We start from the raw sequence: 22361 nt of genomic DNA, 5'->3' as shown, positions 1-22361 counted from the left end.
TCATTTCCTGTACATACTGCTGTAATAACCGCTTTTCCGGTATATGCTATTATTGTTGTTATTTATGCTGATGAATAACGGCAACGCCTGATGGATTTCCCCAAAGGATACTTCCTCTTGCAATCTAATAATAGCTATATAACGGTAATGCCCATACGTAGTATGAACAAACAATGCTATGTATCTATTCATACAGGAGCAATGAACTGCTCCGTTATCACTATAATAATTCCAAACAGATTATGAAACGTGTAATGATTATCGGCGCCGGCAAAATCGGTGAAACAGCCGCTTTCCTCTTCCAACAATCCGGCGATTACCAGGTAACGCTGGCAGACAGCAACGAAACCCTGCTGAACAAGGTTTCAGCAAACGTAAGGAAAGTCTTACTAGACGTAAACGATGCCACCGCACTCACCACCACCCTGCAAGAACAAGAAATGGTGCTCAGTGCCTGCCCTTTTTTCCTGAATGTAAAAATTGCAACAGCTGCAGCACAAGCCAACACCCACTATTTTGATTTAACCGAAGATGTAGCCACCACCAACGCCATCCGGGAAATAGCCCGTACCGCCAATGTAAGCTTTATGCCGCAATGCGGACTGGCGCCAGGATTCATCAGCATCGCCGCCTACGATATTGCCAAACAATTCGATACCCTCGATGCCGTACGCCTGAGAGTAGGTGCACTTCCCCAATTTCCTACCAATAGCCTCATGTACAACCTTACCTGGAGCACTGATGGCCTTATCAATGAATACTGCAATCCCTGCGACGCTATTCATGAAGGCGAACGAAAAGAAGTAATGCCGATGGAAGGCTACGAACGCTTTGCCCTGGACGGCGTGGAATATGAAGCATTTAATACTTCAGGAGGATTGGGCGCGCTGGCCGAAATTCTCGATAAAAAAGTATATAACCTGGACTATAAAACAGTACGCTATCCAGGCCATTGCCAGCTCATGAAAATTCTTCTCAACGAATTGAAATTGAATAAAAAACGGGCTGTACTAAAAGAAATTATGGAAGATAGCATACCTTTCACCCCTCAGGACGTGGTATTGGTGTTTGTATCCGTTTCCGGCACTGTGAATGGCCGTTCGGTACAACGCTCCTATTCCCGCAAGATCTATAACCAACACATCCAGGGGAAAGATTTTACCGCGATCCAATTAACTACTGCAGGCGCTGCATGCGCAGTAATAGACCTGCACGCAAAAGGTAAATTACCCGCAACAGGTTTTATCCGGCAGGAAGATGTAGCCTTCGCCGATCTCACTGCCAACCGGTTTGCTACCTATTATAATTAACCGTAAAAGCTATTACCTATATGTTACAAGCTGTATTAGCCGGTTTGATGGAACGCTATCAACAGCGCGTGCCCGACGTGGCAGCTGTGATCAATGCGATGATACAGGAAGGTATTATTCAACAGACCAGCGATATTGAAAATGACCACATCGCTTTCAGAACCATGGGCGTGCCGCTGTTAGGCGTACAATCACTGGAAAAGATTTTCCTACATAATGGATACAAGAAAATGGACCATTATCATTTTCCTGCCAAAAAACTAGATGCCTGGTGGTATGCTCCACCAGCGCCACAATATCCGCGCATCTTCATCAGTGAGCTGCGCGTGGAAGCATTAAGTGCTGCCGCACAAGCGGTCATACACCGTTACACGGATGAAGTAAAAACTGATCCCGTAGATGCCTTAAACCTGGACGACAGTGATGCCGTGGATGCCTTTCTTCACAGCGCGTTATGGAGAACCCCTACCCTGGCAGATTACCAGCTCCTTGCTGCAGAAAGCGAATATGCTGCCTGGGTGATCTATAACCGTTATTACCTCAACCATTTCACGGTAAGCGTACACAATCTGCCTCCGGGATACAATACGATCGAGACTTTCAACAGATTCCTTGAACATCATGGGTTCCATTTAAACGATGCCGGCGGTAAAATAAAAACCAGTGCGGATGGCGGCTTGCTCCAAAGCGCCACCGTAGCGCGCATGCTTACTGCTACCTTTGCGGGTGGCGAAACCTACCCAATAGCCGGTTCCTATGTGGAGTTTGCAGAACGGAAAGTATTACCGGAATATGCACACCTGCCGGCAGAAGACATTAAACGGGAGCACAGGCGGGAAGGATTTGAAGCCGGTAATGCCGACAAGATCTTCGAAAGTACCTATTCCACCCAAACAAAAAAAAGTTCCTAATTTAGTTGCATAATACACCTACAATGGCAGAAGACATCTTAAAAGCATTTAGCATCACTGCAGCACAAAGTGGCGTAAGCACTGGTAGCAGCTGGTTGCCCACACATGGCGCAGATCTTACCTCCTGGTCGCCGGTCGACAATCAACAGATCGCTACCATAAAAAGCGCTACCCGTGAGGATTACGACCAGGTAGTAGCAGTAGCCCAGGAAGCTTTCAAAGAATGGCGCATGTGGCCGGCGCCTAAAAGAGGAGAAGTCGTAAGACAAATAGGCGTTGCCCTTCGCGAACATAAAGAACAACTAGGTAAACTGGTTTCCTATGAAATGGGAAAGAGTTTACAGGAAGGATACGGAGAAGTACAGGAAATGATAGATATCTGTGATTTTGCCGTAGGGTTATCGCGGCAATTGCATGGGCTCACCATGCACTCCGAACGCCCCGGGCATCGCATGTATGAACAGTGGCATCCGCTGGGTATCACCGGTATTATTTCCGCCTTTAACTTCCCGGTAGCTGTATGGAGCTGGAATGCCATGCTGGCATGGGTTTGTGGAAATGTATGCATCTGGAAGCCTTCAGAAAAAACACCTATCACCGCATTGGCCTGCCAACATATTGCAGCCAGCGTATTTGCCGCTAACCAGGTACCAGAAGGCGTTTGTTGCCTGATAACCGGCAACCGCGACGCTGGCGAATGGATGGCACATGATAAACGTATTGCCCTGATATCGGCGACTGGTTCCACCCGTATGGGTAAAGCAGTAGGCGCCGCAGTAGGAGAACGCTTAGGTCGTTCTATACTGGAACTGGGCGGCAACAATGCCATTATCATCACCCCAGACGCCGACCTGGATATGGCCCTTATCGGTGCCGTATTTGGCGCCGTAGGTACTGCCGGCCAACGGTGCACTTCCACCCGCCGCCTCATTATCCACGAAAATGTATACGACGCTTTCATTGCCCGCCTGGTAAAAGCTTATGCGCAACTGCGTATCGGCAATCCGCTAGACCAGCACAACCATGTGGGGCCTCTGATAGACCATGCAGCAGTGAACGCCTACCTGGATGCCCTAGAACAGGTAAAGCAACAAGGCGGCACTTTCCTAGTAGAAGGAGGTAGGCTAACCGGAGCGGGCTACGAATCCGGTTGCTATGTGAAACCCTGCATTGCAGCAGTAGAAAATACTTACGATATCGTACAACATGAAACCTTTGCGCCCATTCTCTATGTCATGAAATATGCTACCCTGCCGGAAGCTATTGCCATGCAAAATGATGTGCCACAAGGGCTTTCTTCCGCCATTATGACCACCAACCTACGGGAAGCAGAACAATTCCTATCATTCGCCGGCTCCGACTGCGGTATTGCCAATGTAAACATCGGGACTTCCGGTGCTGAGATAGGCGGCGCATTTGGCGGGGAAAAAGAAACCGGTGGCGGCCGTGAAAGTGGATCTGATGCATGGAAAGCTTATATGCGCAGGCAAACTAATACTATCAACTATTCACACAGCCTGCCGCTGGCACAAGGGATTAAATTTGATTTATGATAAACATTTGGGAGGATAGCGTTTAATTCGACAGCCAATCACATGAAACTTTCCTTTTTTCTTAGCTCCGAGGCACTTGCCCCGGAGCTTTTAATTTTCATGAAAGGACGCGTTACCCGATCAGATTTTTAAAAGCGGTTGATACAAAAACAAGGGGGACAACACACTAAGCAATTGCTGCTTTCTACATACACCGATGGCATGGAATTTTTAAAAATAGTAGCGAGGTTAGAGAACCCCGCTTTACGTTAAACGGAAACCATGCTTATGAGAAAAGTAAAAATGACAAAAGCCATTATATACTCTTCCGAATATAAATATTAGACTTTTTTTTGAATATTCATATTCAACTTTTGTGCTACTGCTGCACTGCTTCCGTTGTGTTTTACCACTAATATCTGACCACATCCTTTATCGTAAAGGGTTTTCATGTCTTTACCCTTTACCCCTGTCTGACGTATCATTGCAGGAATATTTTCGGGATCTCCGCAGATAACAATGGTTTTGCCTTTGTTCTTCTTTATCATGTCACGGATAGTGTTAGCAGTGAGCTCCTGGTCACCGTTTTCCCGGTAATAATCCAGTTTCTGCTGATGAGCTTTCGCCAATGGCGTAACAGTAGCCACAGACCGGTTCTGATAGGCAGTGTAAATAGCGGCTATTTCCATTCCTTCCAGCAGCATGGCCAGTTGCTCCGCCTGCTGCTGCCCGATGCTACTAAGTCCGGGATCGTCTGACGGCGATGATTCCATCTCTGCAGCATTCACAAAAATAAGGGTGGTTACTTCGGGGTCCGTTGCAGTGGCCTGCATGCCGGTAGCCAACAAGGTGGCCATTACAAGAGTTTTCAACATGATCGGTGAATTTAAATGAATGAATAAAACAGTACTTATAAATCCCGTTAATGGGGTCCGGAAAAAGAAGAGGTATGGGGAAAGGAACAACATAAAACTAAGTTACTCCCGGATATCCCCAAAATAGATTATGACAAATGGCAAATAAACCGGGCCCTTTAGCGACTATTAACACGATCAGCTAACTGCCGAACCCGTGCCTACAGCCTGGTATTAATCGCTAACAGCTGGCTACCTCTACTACAACAAGCAAACAGCCCGGTATTAATCGCTAACAGCCTGCTGCCAGTATCATTCCATACTTCCAGTCAACCAATAAATAGTGCGCTTATCATTAAAATTTAATGTTATACAGCTTTTTCATACCTTTATCAGATTCAACGAGAAATTTTTTTGTTGTTTTTTATTTAGGGAAAATTATTGAACATGAAATTGTTTAGTCGAGAGGTTGCAGTCATGGCAGGATGTATTGCATTGATGACTGCTTTTACAACAAACATCAACGCCCAAAGTAAAGTCCAGGTACCCAAAAACTGGCACCTGTTGAGCTATGATACCGATAGTGTATATGGCACCGCAACTGAAAAAGCTTACAAAGAACTCTTAAAGGGAAAGAAAAGCACACCCGTGATCGTAGCCGTGATCGATTCAGGTATTGATACTACCCACGAAGATCTGAAAGCCGTATTATGGACCAATACCCGTGAAATTCCTGGTAATGGCAAAGACGACGACCGCAATGGCTATATCGATGATATACATGGCTGGAATTTTCTGGGAGGTAAAAACGGCAGTAGCCTGAAAGAAGATTCTGATGAGGCTACCCGGGAATATTACCGTTACAAGCAAAAATACGGCAACCCCGATTCCGTGCTGGCAAAAGATTCAAAAGAATATGCCATGTGGCAACAGCTACAGGCCAAGGTAGAAAAGCCCAACAGCCAGTACAAAGTACAATACAAGAGCATGGCCAAACTTCAGGAAAACGTGAACAAATGCGAAACTATCCTGAAAAACTACCTGGGCAAAGACGACTTCAATGTAGGGCAGTTAGACAGTATACAAACCACCAACCAAGACGTATTACTGGCCCGCAATTTCATGAGCCGCCTGTTGAAAAGCGCAGGAGATGAACCAGCTACCTTCAGCGAATTCAAAATGGAATTCGACGAATACATGAATGAGCTGAAACGGAAGGCAGAAAGCACAGAAGTGATGCCTAATGCCAACAGGGAAAAAATTGTAGGAGATAACCTCGAAGATATCAACGATAACAAATATGGCAACAACGATGTAATGGGCACCTTTGGTTTCCATGGCACCCACGTATCCGGTATCATTGGCGCTGTAAGGAACAATGGTATTGGTATGGACGGCGTGGCCGACAATGTGCACATAATGATGGTAAAAGCTGTACCTGATGGCGATGAGCGCGATAAAGACATAGCCCTGGCCATCCGATATGCCGTAGATAATGGCGCCCAGATCATCAATATGAGCTTTGGCAAACCATACTCTCCGCATAAAGAGTGGGTAGATGCTGCCGTAAAATATGCAGAAGCTAAAGGCGTATTGCTGATACATGCCGCCGGCAACGATGGTAACAACAACGATTCCATTGCCAATTTCCCTAATCCGGATTTTCTGGATGGTACACATGCCACCAATTTTATTACAGTAGGCGCCAGCGGCACCGGCAGAGGTAATGATAAAGTGGCTAATTTCTCCAACTACGGTAAAAAAAGCGTAGACCTTTTTGCACCTGGCGTACAGATCTACTCCACTATTCCTGGTGGCAATAAATATGGCAGCGCCAGCGGTACTAGTATGGCCAGCCCTGTAGTAGCCGGTGTAGCTGCACTGGTGCTCTCGTACTATCCGGAGCTGAGCGCCGCCCAGCTGAAATATGTACTGGAAAAAAGCGCTACGCCACTCCCTGATGGCACCACTATGGTAAACAAACCAGGTTCATCAGATGAACAGATTCCCTTTGCAGACCTTTCTTTAACCGGGGGCATTGTTAATGCTTACGGAGCATTGAAACTGGCCGCTACCCTCAAAGGAGAAAATATAAATGGCAAAAAACAGCACAAAGTGAAATTGAAATCAATCAAAAAGAACTAAAATAAAATGCAGCTATCTGGGTTACCAGATAGCTGCATCAGCTTATTATACAATACCCGCCGCTACTATTTCACCAAACGAAGACTCAGCGGATACCTGTACGAAATGCCATTGCTTGCTTTTACAGCGGCAATAATGCTAAATACAATATTGATTACCCATACGACCCCAAACATATTCGACCAACTCCAGGAGAAGGTAAAAATATCTGAATGTGTCCAGAAATTAGTCAGTGACCTTAATCCCATCAAAGCACCTCTGATAATATTGAGCACCACACCCAGGATACTAAGGGTAATCTGAAAATTAATGGCCTCTTTACCCTGATCATCTACGAACACAGATTCACTGCGTTTGATCAACCATAATATCAATACACCAATGATATTACCCACAGAAGGCAGTACCGCCATTCCGATAAGACCTCCCAGGTGTACAAGAGTACCCCAGGTACGTTCATCTCTTTGATTCATAATATATGAGATTAAATATTAACGGGAAGTTAGCAGGATATTTCAGGAATATCAAAAAAGGAAGGAAAAAAACTACAAACCTATAAGCCGGATTCTGTGCCAGTGCGGTAAAACCGAACCGGCTGCTATCATTTATCTGCGATAATGCTCACGCATTACCTGTATCTGCCTACCCTCGGTCATCGGGCGAGCAGCCCTCAGGCGACCGTATACATGGCATTTCAGCACGCAAGGTTTACCCATGCAAACAGTTACCTGCCTGCACCGTGGGCTCTTACCCCACATTTTCACCCTTATCTGCCTAAGCAGACGGTCATTTTCTGTGGCACTTTCTGTCCCCGGCCTACGCCAGGGCCCACCCGTTAGGTGGTGCGTTGCTCTGCGCTGTCCGGACTTTCCTTTCCACTGAAGCCAGTGAAACGATAGCACGGTTTGTAGTTAAGGCGCGAAGATAACAAAATCATTGCGGTATGCAGTGACTTTTCTGCTAATGTCTAATATCCGCTTATCTAAAGGTGATCTCTGTAGCGCCATAGCCATATTTCGCATGGTATTGGTTCACGAAATTAGCCACCTCAGGTGTTTGGCGGAGAATCTGATGGATTTCATCTTTCAGTTTGCCTTTCCCTACGCCATGGATCACAATCAGGCTATGCTGATGATGACTGATGGCCAGCTCCAGATAACGTTGGAAAGCATTTAATTGTATGGCCAGTATGGCAATATTGCTCAATCCTTTCCAGTTTTTTTCGAGCGCTTCTATGTGCAGGTCTACTTCTTGTTTAGGTATTAATGTAGTTTCAGGCTGCAACTGTATCTTGCTTAGCAGGCTGGCGAAATTCCCGGAACCAATCGTTGTTATCGGTGCCTTCTTTTTCGGTTGCGCCGGTGTTGGGGCCGGCTCCGGCTCTTTTTCAGGAAATTTGTCGAATAAAGGATAAGTGATGGTAGCCTCGGATTTAGTGCGCAAATCCTCCAACTGCACAAACATCTGTTTAGGCTTTATTTTCCAGGTTTTCTTTACAGAAGTGGCCAAGTTAGGTTGCGGATCTTTCAGGAAAAAGGTAAACTCAAAACGCGGATTATCATTTAACGACTCAAACATCAGGTCGGCCAAATAAAAATGGTTGTACGGATGTATCTCATTCTTGATCTCCAGGTCCAGCTGATTATTCAACCATATCTGGAAATAAAAGCGCATCGCATGCGGTGTATCGTTGAACAAGTGAAACTTCATCAGCTTCACTGTTTCATCGTAGCCATCCATCTGGTATACCGGTAAAACAGATAGGAACATGCCCTTATCTGTCTTAAATACTTCATACTTGCTTCGGTCTACTTTTATTTCGTCGCCAGGAATTAATCTGGGCTTGTCCTTTACCAGTTTCTGTTGCGTAAAGCGATGGAAATAAGGAAAGTCTATCTGGTCCAGATATACTGGAAAAGAAGTACCCTTTACCTCTATCATCACCATGTTATCATTCACCAGGTCTACTACCGTTCCTTCTTCTTTTGAGCTCAACAGTAAGATCCTGTCACCTATTTGATATTTCATAATTGCATTCTTCAGAGATGCAAAAATAGAATTTTAGAGGGATATGCGTAAAGAGATTATAAAATCAATGATTTATAAATACAAGAAACGTAATAAGGATGTAGGGAGAGAATCCCTACATCCTTCCAAATGATTTATATAGCTCGCTTATTCCGCGTATTTATGCTTACGTGTTTTTTCAGGATGCCGGTGCATATAATCGTCTACAGAAAAATGGCCGCTGCCTTCCACCAGAAATAAGATAAGCAATAAGAGCACCACTAAAGACACTCCTACCAGCGGATACACTGTAAATAAGTGAGAGGGGGAATGAACAAAGAAAACTGCGCCTAATAACACAGGTATATTTACCAATGCCGCTACCCTGGTAAGCAGCCCCATTGCAATGAAGAAACCACCTACTGTATTTGCAAAAACAACATAGTGCCCCAATAACATAGAAATGGTTGCTAATGTAGGATGCTGGCTAATCATAGAAACAAGCGCATCCCTGTCTTGTACAAACCGGATACCTACCCACAAAAGAAAAATTCCCAGCAGGATGCGTATTGCATCCAGCCAACCTGGGTGATGTGTATCGCCCCAATGTTCAACCCGTTGTAGCATGTTCATAAAATATAAATTTTAAGATCAAAGAGCTACTATGAAGTTACGAAGATTTTATGCTTTTACCCGTAGTTTACTGTGATTATAACTATATAGAAAATAGACTGTTAATCCGATAACCAGCCAAATAGCAAACACAATCCAGTTTTTGACGGCAATCTCTGTCATCAGATAAAAACAACTGAGCATACCTAACACAGGAATCAACGACAGCTTGCGGGAAATAGAGAGATAAGTGATGATAACGGTTGCCACTACAAAGAGGAAAAACGGGATATTATGCTTCCATACTTCCCAACCGCCGGCCACAGACAGTTTGCCTCCCAACTCCTGGTGAAACAGGCTAACCAGTAGCAACAGGATCGCCGGAACAATATAACGCCCGTTAATATATGGCAACTGAAAGCGCCTGGTGGTAGATTTTTCTTCCCTGGGCAGGATGAGCACACCGCCGCATACTAGAATAAAAGCAAACAGGGTACCTATACTGGTTAAGTCGGTAACGATGGTGAGGTTCAGGAACAGGGCTGGTACGCCTACAATAATGCCGGTAACGATAGTGGCGAAAGAAGGCGTTTTAAACCGGGGATGTATTTTACTGAAACGCTTTGGCAACAGCCCATCGCGGCTCATGCTCATCCAGATACGGGGCTGCCCGATCTGGAATACCAGTAATACGCTGGTAGTGGCTACAACGGCACTAACAGAAATCAGGTAACTGATCCAGGGCAGATTTACCTGGTCGAACACAAAAGCCAACGGATCATTTACATTCAATTTATAGTAAGGTACCATACCGGTGAGCACAAACGAAATTAATATGTACAATACGGTACAGATAATAAGGGAATAGATCATGCCCTTGGGAAGATCCCGTTGCGGGTTAGCGCATTCCTCTGCCGTGGTGCTAACAGCATCAAAGCCAATATAAGCAAAAAACACAGCGGATACCCCCTTTAGCACACCTGAGAAACCATTGGGCATAAAAGGGTGCCAATTGGCCTTATTTACATAGAAGAAACCCACCACAATCACAAACAGGATCACCAATATTTTGAGGACTACCATCAGGTTGGAGGTTTTCTTACTTTCCTGCATACCTATATAAACCAGATAAGTTACCAATACGGTCACCATAAAAGCGGGCAGGTTCAATATCACAGGAACGCCTGCAATATGGGGAGCTGCCGCTTTTAATGCGGGAGAAGCGCTGTCGTAATTACTAGCCAGCCATTCGGGTAAACTTAACCCTATTCCACTGAGCAGGTTATTAAAATAGCCGCTCCAGGAGATAGCTACTGCTATATTTCCAATGGCATATTCCAGGATGAGGGCCCAGCCAATCACCCAAGCGGCCAGTTCCCCGAAAGAAACATAAGAGTAAGTGTAGGCACTGCCGGAAACCGGCACCCGGGAAGCAAATTCTGCATAACAAAGTGCTGAAAAGCCACAGGTAATAGCGGTAATTACAAAGAGTAAAGAAACACCGGGACCGCCATGAAAGGAAGCTTCCCCAATAGTGGAAAATATACCGGCGCCAATCACTGCAGCAATACCCATAGCGGTAAGGTCTTTCACGTTCAATACCTTATGCATCCCCCCTGTTTCATGACCGTCTCCTAATCCTTCTTCAGCGTCTTTTATAATTGTAGCAAGCGATTTTTTTCGAAACAGCGAATTTGATGACATTGGCTATGGAATTACGTTTACAGTTGTATTTACAATTTAATAAATATGTTTGGCATCTTTCAAAAATAATTATGCTGATTACCCTGATTTCATCTTTCAGAAAAAAATCAGTGCAATCAGCATAACCACCTTCATCTGAATAAGACAAACGCGAATATAATGCGAATTTGAATATAAACCTTATTGCTGCCGGTTTAGGAGATAGTTGGCCAGCTCCTTGAGCGGTTCTTTGCGGCTAGATAAAACGGCTATATTATCCAGGCATTCAAAAGCCAATTGCTGGAAACGTTCCTTTTCTTTTTCCGCCCATTCATCCACTTTACAACTGCGGAACAATGCCAACACCCGTGCTACTTTATCTGCCGGAGATGTTTCCAACAAGGTAGTTAGCTCAGCGCGCTGTTCGGCGTTGCAAAGTTCCAAGGCTTTAAGAAGCAGGAATGTTTTCTTATTAGCCAGGATATCTCCGCCTTGCTGCTTACCAAATTTATCAGGATCGCCAAAGGCATCGAGGTAATCGTCCTGGATCTGGAAGGCAATACCTATATTTTTCCCGAAAGAATAAAGATGCTGCTGATTCCCCTCTCCTGCACCGCCGATAATAGCGCCCAGTTGTAAACTGGCTGCCAACAACACAGAGGTTTTAAGCCCGATCATGTTTACATAATCATCATAATCCACTTCTTCAGGAGCCATGTTTTCAAAGTTCATGTCCAGCTGCTGCCCTTCACATACTTCAATAGCCGCCTTGTTGAACACGGCAATAATCTTTTGTTTGTAGGCATGATCTACCTTATTCAGATATTCGTATACGTTAATCAACATTACATCGCCGGCCAGAATAGCGGCAGGCTCTCCATACAGCGTATGTACGGTGGATTTGCCGCGGCGGAGCGGCGCTTTATCCATAATATCATCATGCAACAGGGTAAAATTATGGAACAGCTCTACAGCACTGCCTGCTTCAAAGGCATCCGGATGAATATCATTGAATAATTCATTTCCCATCAGGCATAATACCGGGCGTATACGCTTGCCTCCAATGGTCAGGATGTGGGAAGCTGCCTCATATAGCTGGCTAGGGTGTTCCGGGAAACGTTGTTGGTCGAAATGCTGAATAAACTGTGCTATTAATTCTTTAAATGATTGCATCGCTGATGGCTCGTATTTGATTATTTATTCTTTTTCCTGGTTTTGTTCGTCGTTTTTGCTGGTTTGGCAGCGGCTTTCTTAGGCACAGCCGCTTTTTTCGCGGGAACTGCTTTCTTAGGCGCCGCCGCTTTTTTAGGCATAACAGCCTTCTTAGGAGTGGCGGTTTTTTTAGCCGCTGCTACTTTTTTAACCGCTGTTGCCTTCTTCGCTGGCGTGGCTTTCTTTACGGCTACCACCACCTTCTTTACGGCTGCAGCTTTTTTAGGGGTAGCTACTTTTTTGATAGCTGCCTTTTTAGGGGTGGCTGTTTTCTTCGCTGCCACTTTTTTAGGTGCCGCCACTGATTTTACCGCTTTTTTAGGCGTTACCACTTTTTTAGCTATAGCGGCTTTCTTAGGCGCTGCCACCGTTTTCCGGGTAGTAACGACGGCTTTTTTTGCCACCGCTCCCTTTTTAGGCGTTACTACTTTTTTCACAGCCGTTTTTACCGGCACCGCTGCTTTTTTACCTGCAGCAGCTTTCTTAGGTGTGGCTGCTTTCTTAGGTGTAGTTTTTACAGCAGCAACCGTTACCTTTTTGCCAGCGGTCGTCTTTTTACTGATATCTGCTTTTTTAGCAGGTGTAGCCTTTGCAGGCGCTACGACTGCTTTTTGCTTACCTATGGACGGCTTTTCAGGCGTAGCTACCTTTTTAGCTGGCGTTTTACGGCCAGTTGCTTTTGTAGCGGCTGCCTTTGCAGGCGCTACGGGTTTTTCCGGCGCAGGCGCCACTACTGGCATTTCGGGCAATGCTACTGGCACCACATGTGTTTCCATTATTACCTGATCTACAATAGGCTCAACAACAGACAGCTGCTCTACTTCCGGAGACGCTGCTGCCGGCGCTGGATGCTGCCATGGCTTATTCGGATGCTTTTCTTTCTTTTTCTTCCTGTTATCACGGTTATCCGGGAAGCGGCGTTCTTTGCGGTCGTCACGGAATTTAGGCTGGGCAGCCCCTGCTGCGGCAACGGCACCACTACCTGTTAGTTCATCTTCCAGGTCGTAGTCTAGCTGGCGTTTGGCCAGATTTGCGGCCACCACACGGATGCTCACTTTATCGCCTATACGGAATTTACGACCGGTAAGCTGTCCTACCAGCGCATATTCCCCTTCGTTAAACTGAAACTCTTCTCTTTTATTGAGGTTGTGTACACTAATCAATCCCTCGCACTTGGTATCAATCGTTTCTACCCAGAAGCCGAAATGCGCCACACCACTGATTACACCTTCAAAGGTATCGCCAATGAACTGCTGCATGTACTCCACCTGTTTGTACTTATTACCGGCGCGCTCTGCTTCCATGGCCTTACGTTCCATTTCGGAGCTATGCTTGCATTTTTGTTCCATCTGCTTATCCGGTTTCACATCGTTGGCCAGGCATTCTGCCAGCACGCGGTGTACAAGCACATCGGGATAACGGCGGATGGGGGAAGTAAAGTGGCAGTAGTCTTCAAAACCAAGACCATAGTGGCCTACATTATCCACCGAATAAATGGCCTTGGCCATTGTACGGATGCCCAACGTTTCCAGCACCGGCTGCTCAGGTTTTCCTTTTACCAACGCCAACATATAGTTGAAGGAGCTGGCAATGCTTTCCGGAGTACTGAGATCGAAGCGATACCCAAATTTGCCGGCAAAAAGCGCAAATACTTTGAGCTTTTCCGGATCCGGCGTATCATGCACCCGGTACGGGAAAGGAACTTCCTGTTTATTGACCCGGAGCTTCGCTACATAGGCAGCAATGGTTTTATTAGCCAGCAACATCAGCTCTTCGATCAGTTGATGCGCTTCTTTACTTTCTTTTATCACAATACCAACGGGCTTGCCTTTGTCATCCAACCGGAAGCGGACTTCCTGTGAAGAAAAATTAATGGCGCCATGGGCGAAACGCGCTGCGCGGAGCGTTTGGGCTATTTTATTCAGCAGTAGGATCTCCTTCAGGTACGGCCCTTCTTTCGTTTCTATGATCTCTTGTACCTCTTCATAGGTAAAGCGGTGATCAGAATGTATAACTGTACGGCCTATCCAATGTTGCTTTACCTCTCCTTTGTCGTTCATCTGGAACATCGCCGAGAAGGTCAGTTTATCTTCATGAGGGCGCAGGGAACAGAGCTCATTGGAAATCTTTTCCGGCAACATAGGAAGCACCCGGTCTGGCAAGTATACGGATGTAGCACGTTTATCGGCTTCCTTATCGAGTTCTGTACCGGGCAATACATAATGACTTACATCTGCGATATGCACCCCTACCTCGTACCATCCGCTTTTAAGAGGACGGATGGAAATGGCATCATCAAAGTCCTTGGCATCTACCGGATCTATGGTCATTGTAAGGATCTTGCGGATATCTTTACGTTTGCTGACTTCCTCCTCAGAAATATTTTCTTCCAGGTTATACAGCTCTCCCATTACTTCTTTAGGGAAGCTAAGCGGGAAGCCGGCTTCGATGAGGATTTCCTTCATGGCCAGATCGTTGGTATCGCTTGCATCCAGGATTTCCAGGATTTCCCCTACGGGTTTACGGGATCTTTCTCCCCAGGCCACTATTTTCACCACCGCTTTATCGCCGCTTTTGGCGTTGCCAACAGAGTTGGCAGGTATATAAATATCCGGCATAAACAGTCCCTTATCAGGGATGAGGAAGGCAAAACCTTTGCTCACCTGCAAGCTGCCGGTAAATTCAGTTTTATTTCGTTTAAGTATTTCCGTTACAACGCCTTCCATACGGCTTTCATTACGTACAGGCTTCAGCACATCTACCAGCACTTCATCCCTGTCGAGAGCTGTATGCAGGTTCTTTTGCTTTACCATGATATCCCTGGTAAGGCCTTCCACAATAACAAAGGCCATACCAGACCTTGTTACTTCCACAATGCCTTTATAGGTTTTCTTTTGGGGATGATGGGGATGATTATTGTTGTTACCGCCTCTTTTATTTTTCTTTTTTCTACTCATGTTAGTCCTAAGTTATTGACCGGGAGCTGGCAGATGCCGGCCTATATAGTCAAAAATAAAGTTATTAAATAATTCTGCTTCGCCGAAAAGGAATGACACCTCAACAGGCATAACAGCAATTTGCAGGTTTTGTTCTGCCAGGGCTCCTTTGAGCAACTGAAGCCTTACAGCATCCTTTTCGGTAGTAATGACAATTTTTTCTGTACCAGGCAGGTCGCTGCACTCTTTCTTGATCTTCGCAATATCCTTCTCTGTATAGTAATAGTGATCGGGGAAAGATAACAGGTACACCTGATCGTAGCGTTGTTTCAGTTCATTAAGCAAAGGCTCCGGGCGGGCAATACCACAAGCCAGTAATACCGTTGCTGGCTGGGGCACTTCTACCGGCTGATGGGTCATCATATCAGACAGGGCGCCGTATTGCAAGGTAGTAAAAAACAACCGCTGATGAGGCAATGGGTTAATTTCTTTTTCCAGGGCTTGTTTTTCGGACAGGCTCAGATGAGGGGGGCACTTGGAAACAATAATACAATCAGCCCGGTGATAGCCTCTCCTGCCTTCGCGCAGGCGGCCAAAAGGCACCACATGATCGCGGGTAAAAAGCCGGCTATAATCGGTGATCATGATGTTCATGCCTGGTTTTACGGAGCGGTGCTGGAAGGCGTCGTCGAGCAGCACTACCTGGGTATAGGGCTCATCGCCCAGGAGCTGCGGAATAGCCAGCATCCGTTCTTCCCCTACGCAAACGCTGATATCTGGAAATTTAGCATGGAACTGCATGGGTTCATCCCCTATATCGGCGGCGGTACTGTGGGCATCTGCCAGAATGTATCCACTGCTGCGGCGATTATACCCACGGCTAAGGGTAGCTACGCGGTAGTAATCTTTTAACAAACGGATCATATATTCCACATGCGGCGTTTTACCGGTGCCACCTACAGAGAGGTTGCCGGCAGCAATTACAGGGATATCAAATTCCACTGCGGTGAGCAAGCCTTTATCGTAAAAACGGTTGCGCAGCCACATGACCAGTCCATATAAAAGGGAAAAAGGGTATAAGAGAACTTTCAAGTATTTAAGCACTGTTGTGGTTATTTAAATTGATAAATACGGTCTGGGGTAACAACGGTTTGCAGCCGTACATCCCAGGGACCGGCATCTTCGATGCGTGGAACGGGGCCGAGCAGGGAAAGCCCGATGGTCCGTACACCGGGACGGCATTGTTGGAGGAATCGGTCGTACATGCCTTTGCCGTATCCTACCCGTTGTCCTTGCTCGTCGAAGGCCAATAAAGGTACAAATACCAGGTCAATTTCAGCTGGCTGTACCAAGTCGCCCGATACAGGCTCCGGTATGCCAAATTTGTTCCGGACCAGTATGGTATTTGTTTTCCAGAGATAATGGCGCATATCGCCCGTTTTCATATCCGACTGGGAAATCGTCCATTGCATAGCAGGATATTGCTCCCGCAGCCATTTTACCAGTGGCCAGGTGTCGGCCTCTTTTTTTTCGGTAATGGGCAGGAAGGTATGCGCCAGCTGTACTCCTTGGTAATCCAGTTGCCTGCACTGATCCAGCAGGGATTTATTCAGGGACTGGGCGGTATCATCATCCATATTCAACCGCAGCTCCAAAAAATGTTTTCGTATATCCTTTTTAGTGGTCATGCCATTAAAGTCTGTAACGAGGCCGTCAACAACTGTGCCTGATGTTGTACAAATGCCTTATCTACAGGATGAGCCAAGGGGATACGGCCAATTCGCGGGTACCCGCTCCATCTGATCACATCGTCTTCATTGGTATGGTAATCACCATTAAATATCCAGCCTATAACGGCGATGCCTGTATGCTGTAACAAACGGGCCGTGAGCAAAGCATGGTTGATGCTGCCCAGGTAGTTCTGGGCCACGATCACCACGCGGGCATTGAGTTCGCGGATCAGATCCAGCGTAAATACGTCTTCGTTGATGGGTACCATTAAGCCCCCTGCCCCTTCCATCAACAAGGGGCGATTGGCCGGCTGGTATTGGTTGGCCAATTCCAGAATACGATGAGGTTGGATGCTGATATTTTCCAACCGGGCTGCCAAATGTGGAGAAGCTGGCGCCTCCAGACAGTAAGCCTCAGGGTGACAAACTGACACATCATTTGACAATAATGCCTGTACCGTTTCCGTATCGGTACCTTCCAGTAGTCCCGTTTGCACGGGCTTCCAGTAATCTGCCTGCAGCGCTTCCGTGAGGCAGGCGGAGGTGATGGTTTTCCCTACCCCGGTTCCTATGCCGGTGATAAAAATTCGTTCGCTCATTAAAAGCAAAGATAGAGATGATTTTAAGGATTTTGATGATGGCCGGGATTGTTGGGTACCGCAGGGGAAATGATAAAGGATTTTTAAGGCCGGTTTTGGAAGATTTTTTGGGGTATTTTCAGGGGATTGTTAATGTCAAGATAATAATTGGCAGGATGGTCAAAATCAATGTGCATTCCGTATTTTCGTAAACATACAACCTCATTTATTTATGAAGATCTGCAACAACATACTAGAAACGATAGGAAATACCCCGATGGTAAAACTGCACCGCGTAACCGCCTCCCTCCCATGTACGGTGCTGGCCAAGGTTGAATTTTTTAATCCTGGCAACTCTATTAAAGACCGCATGGCCGTAAAAATGGTAGATGTGGCTGAACAAAACGGCCTGCTTAAGCCTGGCGGCACGCTGATTGAAGGCACTTCCGGCAATACCGGGATGGGCCTTGCCCTCACGGCCATTGTAAGAGGCTATAAATGCATCTTTACCACTACAGACAAACAATCTAAGGAAAAAGTGGACATCCTCAAAGCTGTAGGGGCCGAAGTAATTGTATGTCCTACCAACGTAGAACCAGAAGATCCACGTTCCTATTATTCTGTATCCAAAAGACTGGCGAAGGAAATCCCTAACTCCTTTTACGTCAATCAATATGACAATCTCGCTAACCGGGATGCCCACTACGAACAAACCGGTCCTGAGATATGGGAACAAACCAATGGAAAGATCACCCACCTGGTAGTGGCCACCGGCACCGGCGGCACCATTACCGGCGCCGGTAAATATCTCAAGGAAAAAAATCCGGATATAAAAGTATGGGCCATCGACAGCTATGGTTCCTTGCTGAAAAAGTATTTCGATACCGGCGTTCTCGATATGAGTGAAGTGTATCCTTACATCACCGAAGGCATTGGAGAAGATTTTGTACCACAGAACTACGACATGCAGTACATCGACCGCTTCGAAAAAGTAACCGATAAAGACGCTGCAGTGATGGCCCGCCGCATTACTAAAGAGGAAGGCATCTTCGTAGGCTACTCTGCCGGATCTGCCTTGCAAGGCCTGTTACAACTAAAAGAAACGCTGAAACCCACCGACGTGGTAGTAGTAATCTTTCACGACAGCGGCAGCCGCTATGTAGGAAAAGTATATAACGACCAATGGATGATGGAACGCGGTTTCCTGGATGTAAAAACTGTAAAAGACGTGATCAATGGTCGCCGTAACCAGCCACTGGTCACCATCGGAGCAGATGAGAAAGTAAGTGAAGCGATTGCCCGCATGCGAAAATTCGATATCGAACATATCCCGGTAGTACAACAACAGGAAATTATTGGCGCCGTTTCAGAAAGCGGCCTATTCAGCCGGCTGATCGATGATGTGAATTTGAAAGACGCCCTGGTACGGCAGATCATGCAAACCCCGTTCCCACTGGTTAGTCAGGATACCCACATAGAAAAGCTGGCCGCCTATATTAACCGGGAAAATGGCGCCGTACTAACCAGAGACGACAGCGGCAACCACCATATTGTAACCAAATATGATATCATACAGGCGTTAGGAAGATAATCATGGTTTTCACCGATCAGTTACACCGGCCCGTCGTACTGGAAGCTCCGCCACAGCGGATCATTTCTCTGGTGCCTTCCCAAACGGAATTGTTATATACCCTGGGACTGGAAGAACAGGTAGTAGGGATTACCAAATTCTGCGTACATCCATCTACGTGGTTCCGGGCAAAAACGCGGGTAGGCGGTACCAAAAATATCCATCCGGAGATTATCCGGAGCCTGTCGCCCGATCTGATCATCGCCAATAAAGAAGAAAATCTGGCCAGCGACGTCACCGCATTGATGCAGGATTATCCGGTATGGGTGAGCAATGTGCAATCGCTGGAAGACGCCTATGATATGATAGCCGGCGTAGGCGCAGTTACTTTCCGGAGCACAGCAGCCAACGCGCTCATTACACAAATCAAAGTTGCTTTTAACGGGCTGCAGGTACTGGAAAAACCAGTGCCTGCAGCCTACCTTATCTGGCGCGATCCCTGGATGGCAGCAGGCGGCGACACCTTCATCCACCAGATGCTACAACGCTGCGGGCTACAAAACGTATTCGGGAAACAGCTCCGTTACCCTGAAATCAGCGACAATGAACTCGCTAATAGCGGCTGCCAATTACTTTTACTCTCTTCCGAACCCTATCCTTTCCGGGAAAAGCATATCGCCGAATTACAGGCTATCTTGCCCGCTGCCTCCATACAACTGGTAGACGGCGAGATGTTCTCGTGGTACGGGAGCCGTTTGCTGGAAGCCCCAACCTACTTTCAGTCGGTGATAACAGCCTGCCGGCAGCTGTTCCGGCAAGGGTAAAACAACCTGATGAACATAATGGAACCTATATCCCTTTCAGCTTTTTCAACCAGCCGGCAGCAAAGCTTTCAGCACGCCACTTTACCATAAACCTCCGCGAATCGCGTGGAAAATACATTTTTCTGTTGGTAGATTTAACACGGAAGCACTTACTTTTCGCTATAAATCTTCTATTTAACTCCTTATATTTGCTTTCCTAAAAAATAAACATATATCAGAGTATGGGAAAATATAGAGCTGGCGTATTATTCGGCGAAGAGCTGGATGCGCTGTACAATGATGCCAAAGACAACGGATTTGCTATGCCTGCCGTGAATGTTGTGGGAACTAACTCCGTAAATGCGGTACTGGAAACGGCTGCTAAAGTAAATTCACCGGTAATCATTCAGTTTTCCAATGGTGGGGCGCAATTCTTTGCGGGTAAAGGTATGCCAAATGATCAGCTGCAGGCGAACATTGCAGGTGGTATTTCCGGTGCAAAGCACGTTCACGAAGTAGCAAAATATTATGGCGTACCAGTAGTATTACACACAGACCACGCTGCTAAAAAATGGCTGCCTTGGATCGACGGCTTACTGACTGCCGGCGAAGAGCATTTCAAACTGCACGGGCAACCACTGTACAGCTCTCATATGCTGGATCTTTCCGAAGAACCTATTACAGAGAACATCGAAATTTCTCATAAATATTTTGAGAGAATGAACAAACTGGGTATGTCTATCGAAATCGAATTAGGCGTAACCGGCGGTGAAGAAGACGGCGTAGACAACTCCGGTGTAGACAACTCTAAGCTGTACACTCAGCCGGAAGATGTAGCTTATGCCTACGAAGTACTGTCTAAAGTAGGCCCACGTTTCACCGTAGCTGCTGCTTTTGGTAATGTACACGGCGTATACTCTCCAGGTAACGTAGAACTGCGTCCTATCATTCTGCAGAACAGCCAGGAATATATCCAGCAAAAATTTGGCACTGCCGCTAAACCAGTATACTATGTATTCCATGGTGGTAGCGGTTCCCCTAAACACCAAATTGCAGAATCACTGGGTTATGGCGTTATCAAAATGAACCTGGATACTGATATGCAGTGGGCATTCTGGGAAGGTATACATGATTACTACGAAGCCAAAAAAGAATACCTGCAAGGTCAGTTAGGCAATCCGGAAGGCGCGGACAAACCTAACAAAAAATACTACGATCCACGCGTATGGCTGCGCAAAGGGGAAGAAACCTTTGTAAAACGCCTGGAAGAAGCATTCAAAGACCTGAACTGCATCAACAGAAATGCATAAAAGCCTGGTAGCTCCCTGATTGGCTAATCGTTTCAACTGAAATTGCCAAACCGGTTGCCGCCAAAAGCTATAAAATATTGGATTACTGACTGCTATTGGTTAACCACTGGCAGTTATCCGGGCCGGAGCGACTCCTATTCGCTCCGGCCTTTGTGCTTTTGTTAAAGGATTAACAACTAAAAGTTAAAAACTAACCCCCTATCTATATACTTTTCTCTATATGTTTTTGGCTTTAGGTGATAATTCGTATCTTGCACCACTATTTTCTAATCTAATAGCAAAATATGTCAAGCTGGTTTAAGCGAATTAAACAAGGCATTTCCACTACCACCAGTGAAAAGAAAGAAGCACCGGATGGTTTGTGGCACAAGTGTCCTAACTGTAAGAAAACCACCACTGTTAAGGATCTGAAGGAACATTACTATGTTTGTGATAAATGTAATTATCACAATCGGATCAATTCTGCCGAGTATTTTGAGATCATTTTTGATAATAAACAGTTCGAAGAGCTGTTTCCAAATATTTATCCAACAGACTTTCTGGGCTTTAAGGACCTGAAACCTTACAGTGACCGTTTAAAAGACGCCCAGAAAAAATCGGGGTTAAAGGATGCGATGACAGTAGGCGCCGGAAAGGTAATGGGTAACGACTTGGTAGTGGCCTGTATGGACTTTAACTTCATCGGGGGCTCCATGGGCTCTGTGGTAGGGGAAAAGATAGCCCGTGCGATCGATTACTGCATTGTTCACCGGATGCCATTGATGGTTATTTCCAAATCTGGTGGCGCCCGTATGATGGAAAGTGCCTTTTCCCTGATGCAAATGGCTAAAACATCTGCCAAGCTTACACAGCTGGCCAACGCCAAACTGCCTTATATTTCCCTGATGACCGATCCCACCACCGGTGGCGTAACCGCCTCCTATGCGATGCTGGGCGATCTTAACATTGCAGAACCAGGCGCTTTGATCGGCTTTGCCGGACCAAGGATCATCAAAGAAACAATTAAAAAAGACCTGCCTGCTGGCTTCCAGAGCGCCGAGTTCCTGCTGGAACACGGATTCCTGGATTTCATCATGGATAGAAAAGAACTGAAGACGAAGCTGGGCAGCCTGCTAACTCTCTTCAAAAACTAAGGGCTCATCAGCTTCTGGCAGCAAATCACCAGAAG

Annotated in this window: 18 protein-coding genes and 1 other RNA gene; 8 read left to right on the top strand and 11 right to left on the bottom strand. The window is 46.2% G+C overall.

Annotated elements, in window-relative coordinates; genetic code table 11:
• The first annotated feature begins 242 nt into the window (after nucleotides 1-242).
• From ACDQ55_RS17730 to ACDQ55_RS17720, 3 genes are read left to right on the top strand one after another with little or no spacing between them, the layout of a single operon-like run.
• Nucleotides 243-1310: a saccharopine dehydrogenase C-terminal domain-containing protein gene (locus ACDQ55_RS17730; protein WP_420982798.1), complete on the top strand. Its 1068-nt coding sequence runs from the start codon at nucleotides 243-245 to the stop codon at nucleotides 1308-1310.
• Between the two features lie 20 nt (nucleotides 1311-1330).
• Complete coding sequence (locus tag ACDQ55_RS17725; RefSeq protein ID WP_420982797.1) at nucleotides 1331-2221, top strand: DUF1338 domain-containing protein; 891 nt, start codon at nucleotides 1331-1333, stop codon at nucleotides 2219-2221.
• A gap of 23 nt (nucleotides 2222-2244) precedes the next feature.
• Nucleotides 2245-3774 carry an aldehyde dehydrogenase family protein gene (locus tag ACDQ55_RS17720; RefSeq protein ID WP_420982796.1) on the top strand — a complete coding sequence of 510 codons (1530 nt, stop codon included), beginning with the start codon at nucleotides 2245-2247 and terminating at the stop codon, nucleotides 3772-3774.
• A gap of 320 nt (nucleotides 3775-4094) precedes the next feature.
• Here ACDQ55_RS17720 and ACDQ55_RS17715 read toward each other — a convergent pair whose 3' ends face one another.
• A complete protein-coding gene (locus ACDQ55_RS17715; protein ID WP_420982794.1) occupies nucleotides 4095-4628 on the bottom strand; it encodes a histidine phosphatase family protein in 534 nt (177 codons plus the stop codon).
• Nucleotides 4629-5054: 426 nt separating this feature from the next.
• Here ACDQ55_RS17715 and ACDQ55_RS17710 point away from each other — a divergent pair, with 426 nt between their 5' ends.
• Nucleotides 5055-6752 carry a S8 family peptidase gene (locus ACDQ55_RS17710; protein ID WP_420982793.1) on the top strand — a complete coding sequence of 566 codons (1698 nt, stop codon included), beginning with the start codon at nucleotides 5055-5057 and terminating at the stop codon, nucleotides 6750-6752.
• A gap of 65 nt (nucleotides 6753-6817) precedes the next feature.
• Here the strand turns inward: ACDQ55_RS17710 and ACDQ55_RS17705 are convergent, their stop codons facing one another.
• The 10 genes from ACDQ55_RS17705 to bioD form a co-directional block, all read right to left on the bottom strand.
• Nucleotides 6818-7225 carry a DUF4870 domain-containing protein gene (locus ACDQ55_RS17705; RefSeq protein ID WP_420982792.1) on the bottom strand — a complete coding sequence of 136 codons (408 nt, stop codon included), beginning with the start codon at nucleotides 7223-7225 and terminating at the stop codon, nucleotides 6818-6820.
• Nucleotides 7226-7292: 67 nt separating this feature from the next.
• An RNA gene (gene rnpB / locus ACDQ55_RS17700) (RNase P RNA component class A) lies at nucleotides 7293-7664 on the bottom strand.
• 66 nt (nucleotides 7665-7730) lie between these two features.
• On the bottom strand, nucleotides 7731-8780 hold the full coding sequence (locus tag ACDQ55_RS17695) for a Smr/MutS family protein (RefSeq protein WP_420982790.1): 1050 nt from the start codon (nucleotides 8778-8780) through the stop codon (nucleotides 7731-7733).
• Between the two features lie 147 nt (nucleotides 8781-8927).
• A complete protein-coding gene (locus tag ACDQ55_RS17690) occupies nucleotides 8928-9392 on the bottom strand; it encodes a DoxX family protein (protein ID WP_420982788.1) in 465 nt (154 codons plus the stop codon).
• 48 nt (nucleotides 9393-9440) lie between these two features.
• Nucleotides 9441-11075, bottom strand: coding sequence for an amino acid permease (locus ACDQ55_RS17685; protein ID WP_420982787.1), 1635 nt, complete (start codon nucleotides 11073-11075; stop codon nucleotides 9441-9443).
• A 180-nt stretch (nucleotides 11076-11255) separates the two neighbouring features.
• Entirely contained in the window at nucleotides 11256-12227 is a 972-nt protein-coding gene (locus ACDQ55_RS17680; protein ID WP_420982785.1) for a polyprenyl synthetase family protein, read from the bottom strand.
• Nucleotides 12228-12247: 20 nt separating this feature from the next.
• Nucleotides 12248-15223: a ribonuclease R gene (rnr, locus tag ACDQ55_RS17675; protein ID WP_420982784.1), complete on the bottom strand. Its 2976-nt coding sequence runs from the start codon at nucleotides 15221-15223 to the stop codon at nucleotides 12248-12250.
• Between the two features lie 12 nt (nucleotides 15224-15235).
• Nucleotides 15236-16294, bottom strand: a complete 1059-nt coding sequence (gene lpxK / locus ACDQ55_RS17670) for a tetraacyldisaccharide 4'-kinase (RefSeq protein ID WP_420982783.1) — start codon at nucleotides 16292-16294, stop codon at nucleotides 15236-15238.
• A gap of 20 nt (nucleotides 16295-16314) precedes the next feature.
• Complete coding sequence (locus ACDQ55_RS17665; RefSeq protein WP_420982782.1) at nucleotides 16315-16890, bottom strand: 5-formyltetrahydrofolate cyclo-ligase; 576 nt, start codon at nucleotides 16888-16890, stop codon at nucleotides 16315-16317.
• On the bottom strand, nucleotides 16887-17531 hold the full coding sequence (bioD, locus tag ACDQ55_RS17660; RefSeq protein ID WP_420982781.1) for a dethiobiotin synthase: 645 nt from the start codon (nucleotides 17529-17531) through the stop codon (nucleotides 16887-16889). The genes ACDQ55_RS17665 and bioD overlap by 4 nt, the downstream gene beginning before the upstream one ends.
• A 211-nt stretch (nucleotides 17532-17742) precedes the next feature.
• On the opposite strand from bioD, the gene ACDQ55_RS17655 reads away from it, so the two are divergent.
• The 4 genes from ACDQ55_RS17655 (at nucleotide 17743) to accD (ending at nucleotide 22326) form a co-directional block, all read left to right on the top strand.
• Nucleotides 17743-19101 (top strand): pyridoxal-phosphate dependent enzyme, encoded by a 1359-nt coding sequence (locus ACDQ55_RS17655; protein WP_420982780.1) that lies wholly within the window; start codon nucleotides 17743-17745, stop codon nucleotides 19099-19101.
• A gap of 2 nt (nucleotides 19102-19103) precedes the next feature.
• Nucleotides 19104-19904, top strand: coding sequence for a helical backbone metal receptor (locus tag ACDQ55_RS17650; protein WP_420982779.1), 801 nt, complete (start codon nucleotides 19104-19106; stop codon nucleotides 19902-19904).
• A 221-nt stretch (nucleotides 19905-20125) separates the two neighbouring features.
• The gene (gene fbaA / locus ACDQ55_RS17645) at nucleotides 20126-21193 is read left to right on the top strand and encodes a class II fructose-bisphosphate aldolase (protein ID WP_420982778.1); all 1068 of its coding nucleotides are present in this window, start codon (nucleotides 20126-20128) and stop codon (nucleotides 21191-21193) included.
• Nucleotides 21194-21477: 284 nt separating this feature from the next.
• Complete coding sequence (gene accD, locus ACDQ55_RS17640) at nucleotides 21478-22326, top strand: acetyl-CoA carboxylase, carboxyltransferase subunit beta (RefSeq protein ID WP_420982777.1); 849 nt, start codon at nucleotides 21478-21480, stop codon at nucleotides 22324-22326.
• Nucleotides 22327-22361 lie beyond the last annotated feature (35 nt).

Origin of the sequence: Chitinophaga sp. 30R24, from assembly GCF_049056765.1 — a bacterium.
GTDB lineage: Bacteria > Bacteroidota > Bacteroidia > Chitinophagales > Chitinophagaceae > Chitinophaga.
Note: the sequence above shows the minus strand (reverse complement) of the source record. Positions and strands in the feature narration are given on the sequence as shown.

Bases quoted from the DNA above. Each gene is read 5' to 3' on its own strand.
- ACDQ55_RS17725 (WP_420982797.1), top strand. From the start codon at position 1,331: ATGTTACAAGCTGTATTAGCCGGTTTGATGGAACGCTATCAACAGCGC.
- ACDQ55_RS17730 (WP_420982798.1), top strand. From the start codon at position 243: ATGAAACGTGTAATGATTATCGGCGCCGGCAAAATCGGTGAAACAGCC.
- ACDQ55_RS17690 (WP_420982788.1), bottom strand. From the start codon at position 9,392: ATGAACATGCTACAACGGGTTGAACATTGGGGCGATACACATCACCCA.
- ACDQ55_RS17720 (WP_420982796.1), top strand. From the start codon at position 2,245: ATGGCAGAAGACATCTTAAAAGCATTTAGCATCACTGCAGCACAAAGT.
- ACDQ55_RS17695 (WP_420982790.1), bottom strand. From the start codon at position 8,780: ATGAAATATCAAATAGGTGACAGGATCTTACTGTTGAGCTCAAAAGAA.
- ACDQ55_RS17680 (WP_420982785.1), bottom strand. From the start codon at position 12,227: ATGCAATCATTTAAAGAATTAATAGCACAGTTTATTCAGCATTTCGAC.
- ACDQ55_RS17685 (WP_420982787.1), bottom strand. From the start codon at position 11,075: ATGTCATCAAATTCGCTGTTTCGAAAAAAATCGCTTGCTACAATTATA.
- fbaA (WP_420982778.1), top strand. From the start codon at position 20,126: ATGGGAAAATATAGAGCTGGCGTATTATTCGGCGAAGAGCTGGATGCG.
- ACDQ55_RS17705 (WP_420982792.1), bottom strand. From the start codon at position 7,225: ATGAATCAAAGAGATGAACGTACCTGGGGTACTCTTGTACACCTGGGA.
- ACDQ55_RS17650 (WP_420982779.1), top strand. From the start codon at position 19,104: ATGGTTTTCACCGATCAGTTACACCGGCCCGTCGTACTGGAAGCTCCG.
- rnr (WP_420982784.1), bottom strand. From the start codon at position 15,223: ATGAGTAGAAAAAAGAAAAATAAAAGAGGCGGTAACAACAATAATCAT.
- ACDQ55_RS17655 (WP_420982780.1), top strand. From the start codon at position 17,743: ATGAAGATCTGCAACAACATACTAGAAACGATAGGAAATACCCCGATG.
- ACDQ55_RS17710 (WP_420982793.1), top strand. From the start codon at position 5,055: ATGAAATTGTTTAGTCGAGAGGTTGCAGTCATGGCAGGATGTATTGCA.
- ACDQ55_RS17665 (WP_420982782.1), bottom strand. From the start codon at position 16,890: ATGACCACTAAAAAGGATATACGAAAACATTTTTTGGAGCTGCGGTTG.
- ACDQ55_RS17715 (WP_420982794.1), bottom strand. From the start codon at position 4,628: ATGTTGAAAACTCTTGTAATGGCCACCTTGTTGGCTACCGGCATGCAG.
- accD (WP_420982777.1), top strand. From the start codon at position 21,478: ATGTCAAGCTGGTTTAAGCGAATTAAACAAGGCATTTCCACTACCACC.
- bioD (WP_420982781.1), bottom strand. From the start codon at position 17,531: ATGAGCGAACGAATTTTTATCACCGGCATAGGAACCGGGGTAGGGAAA.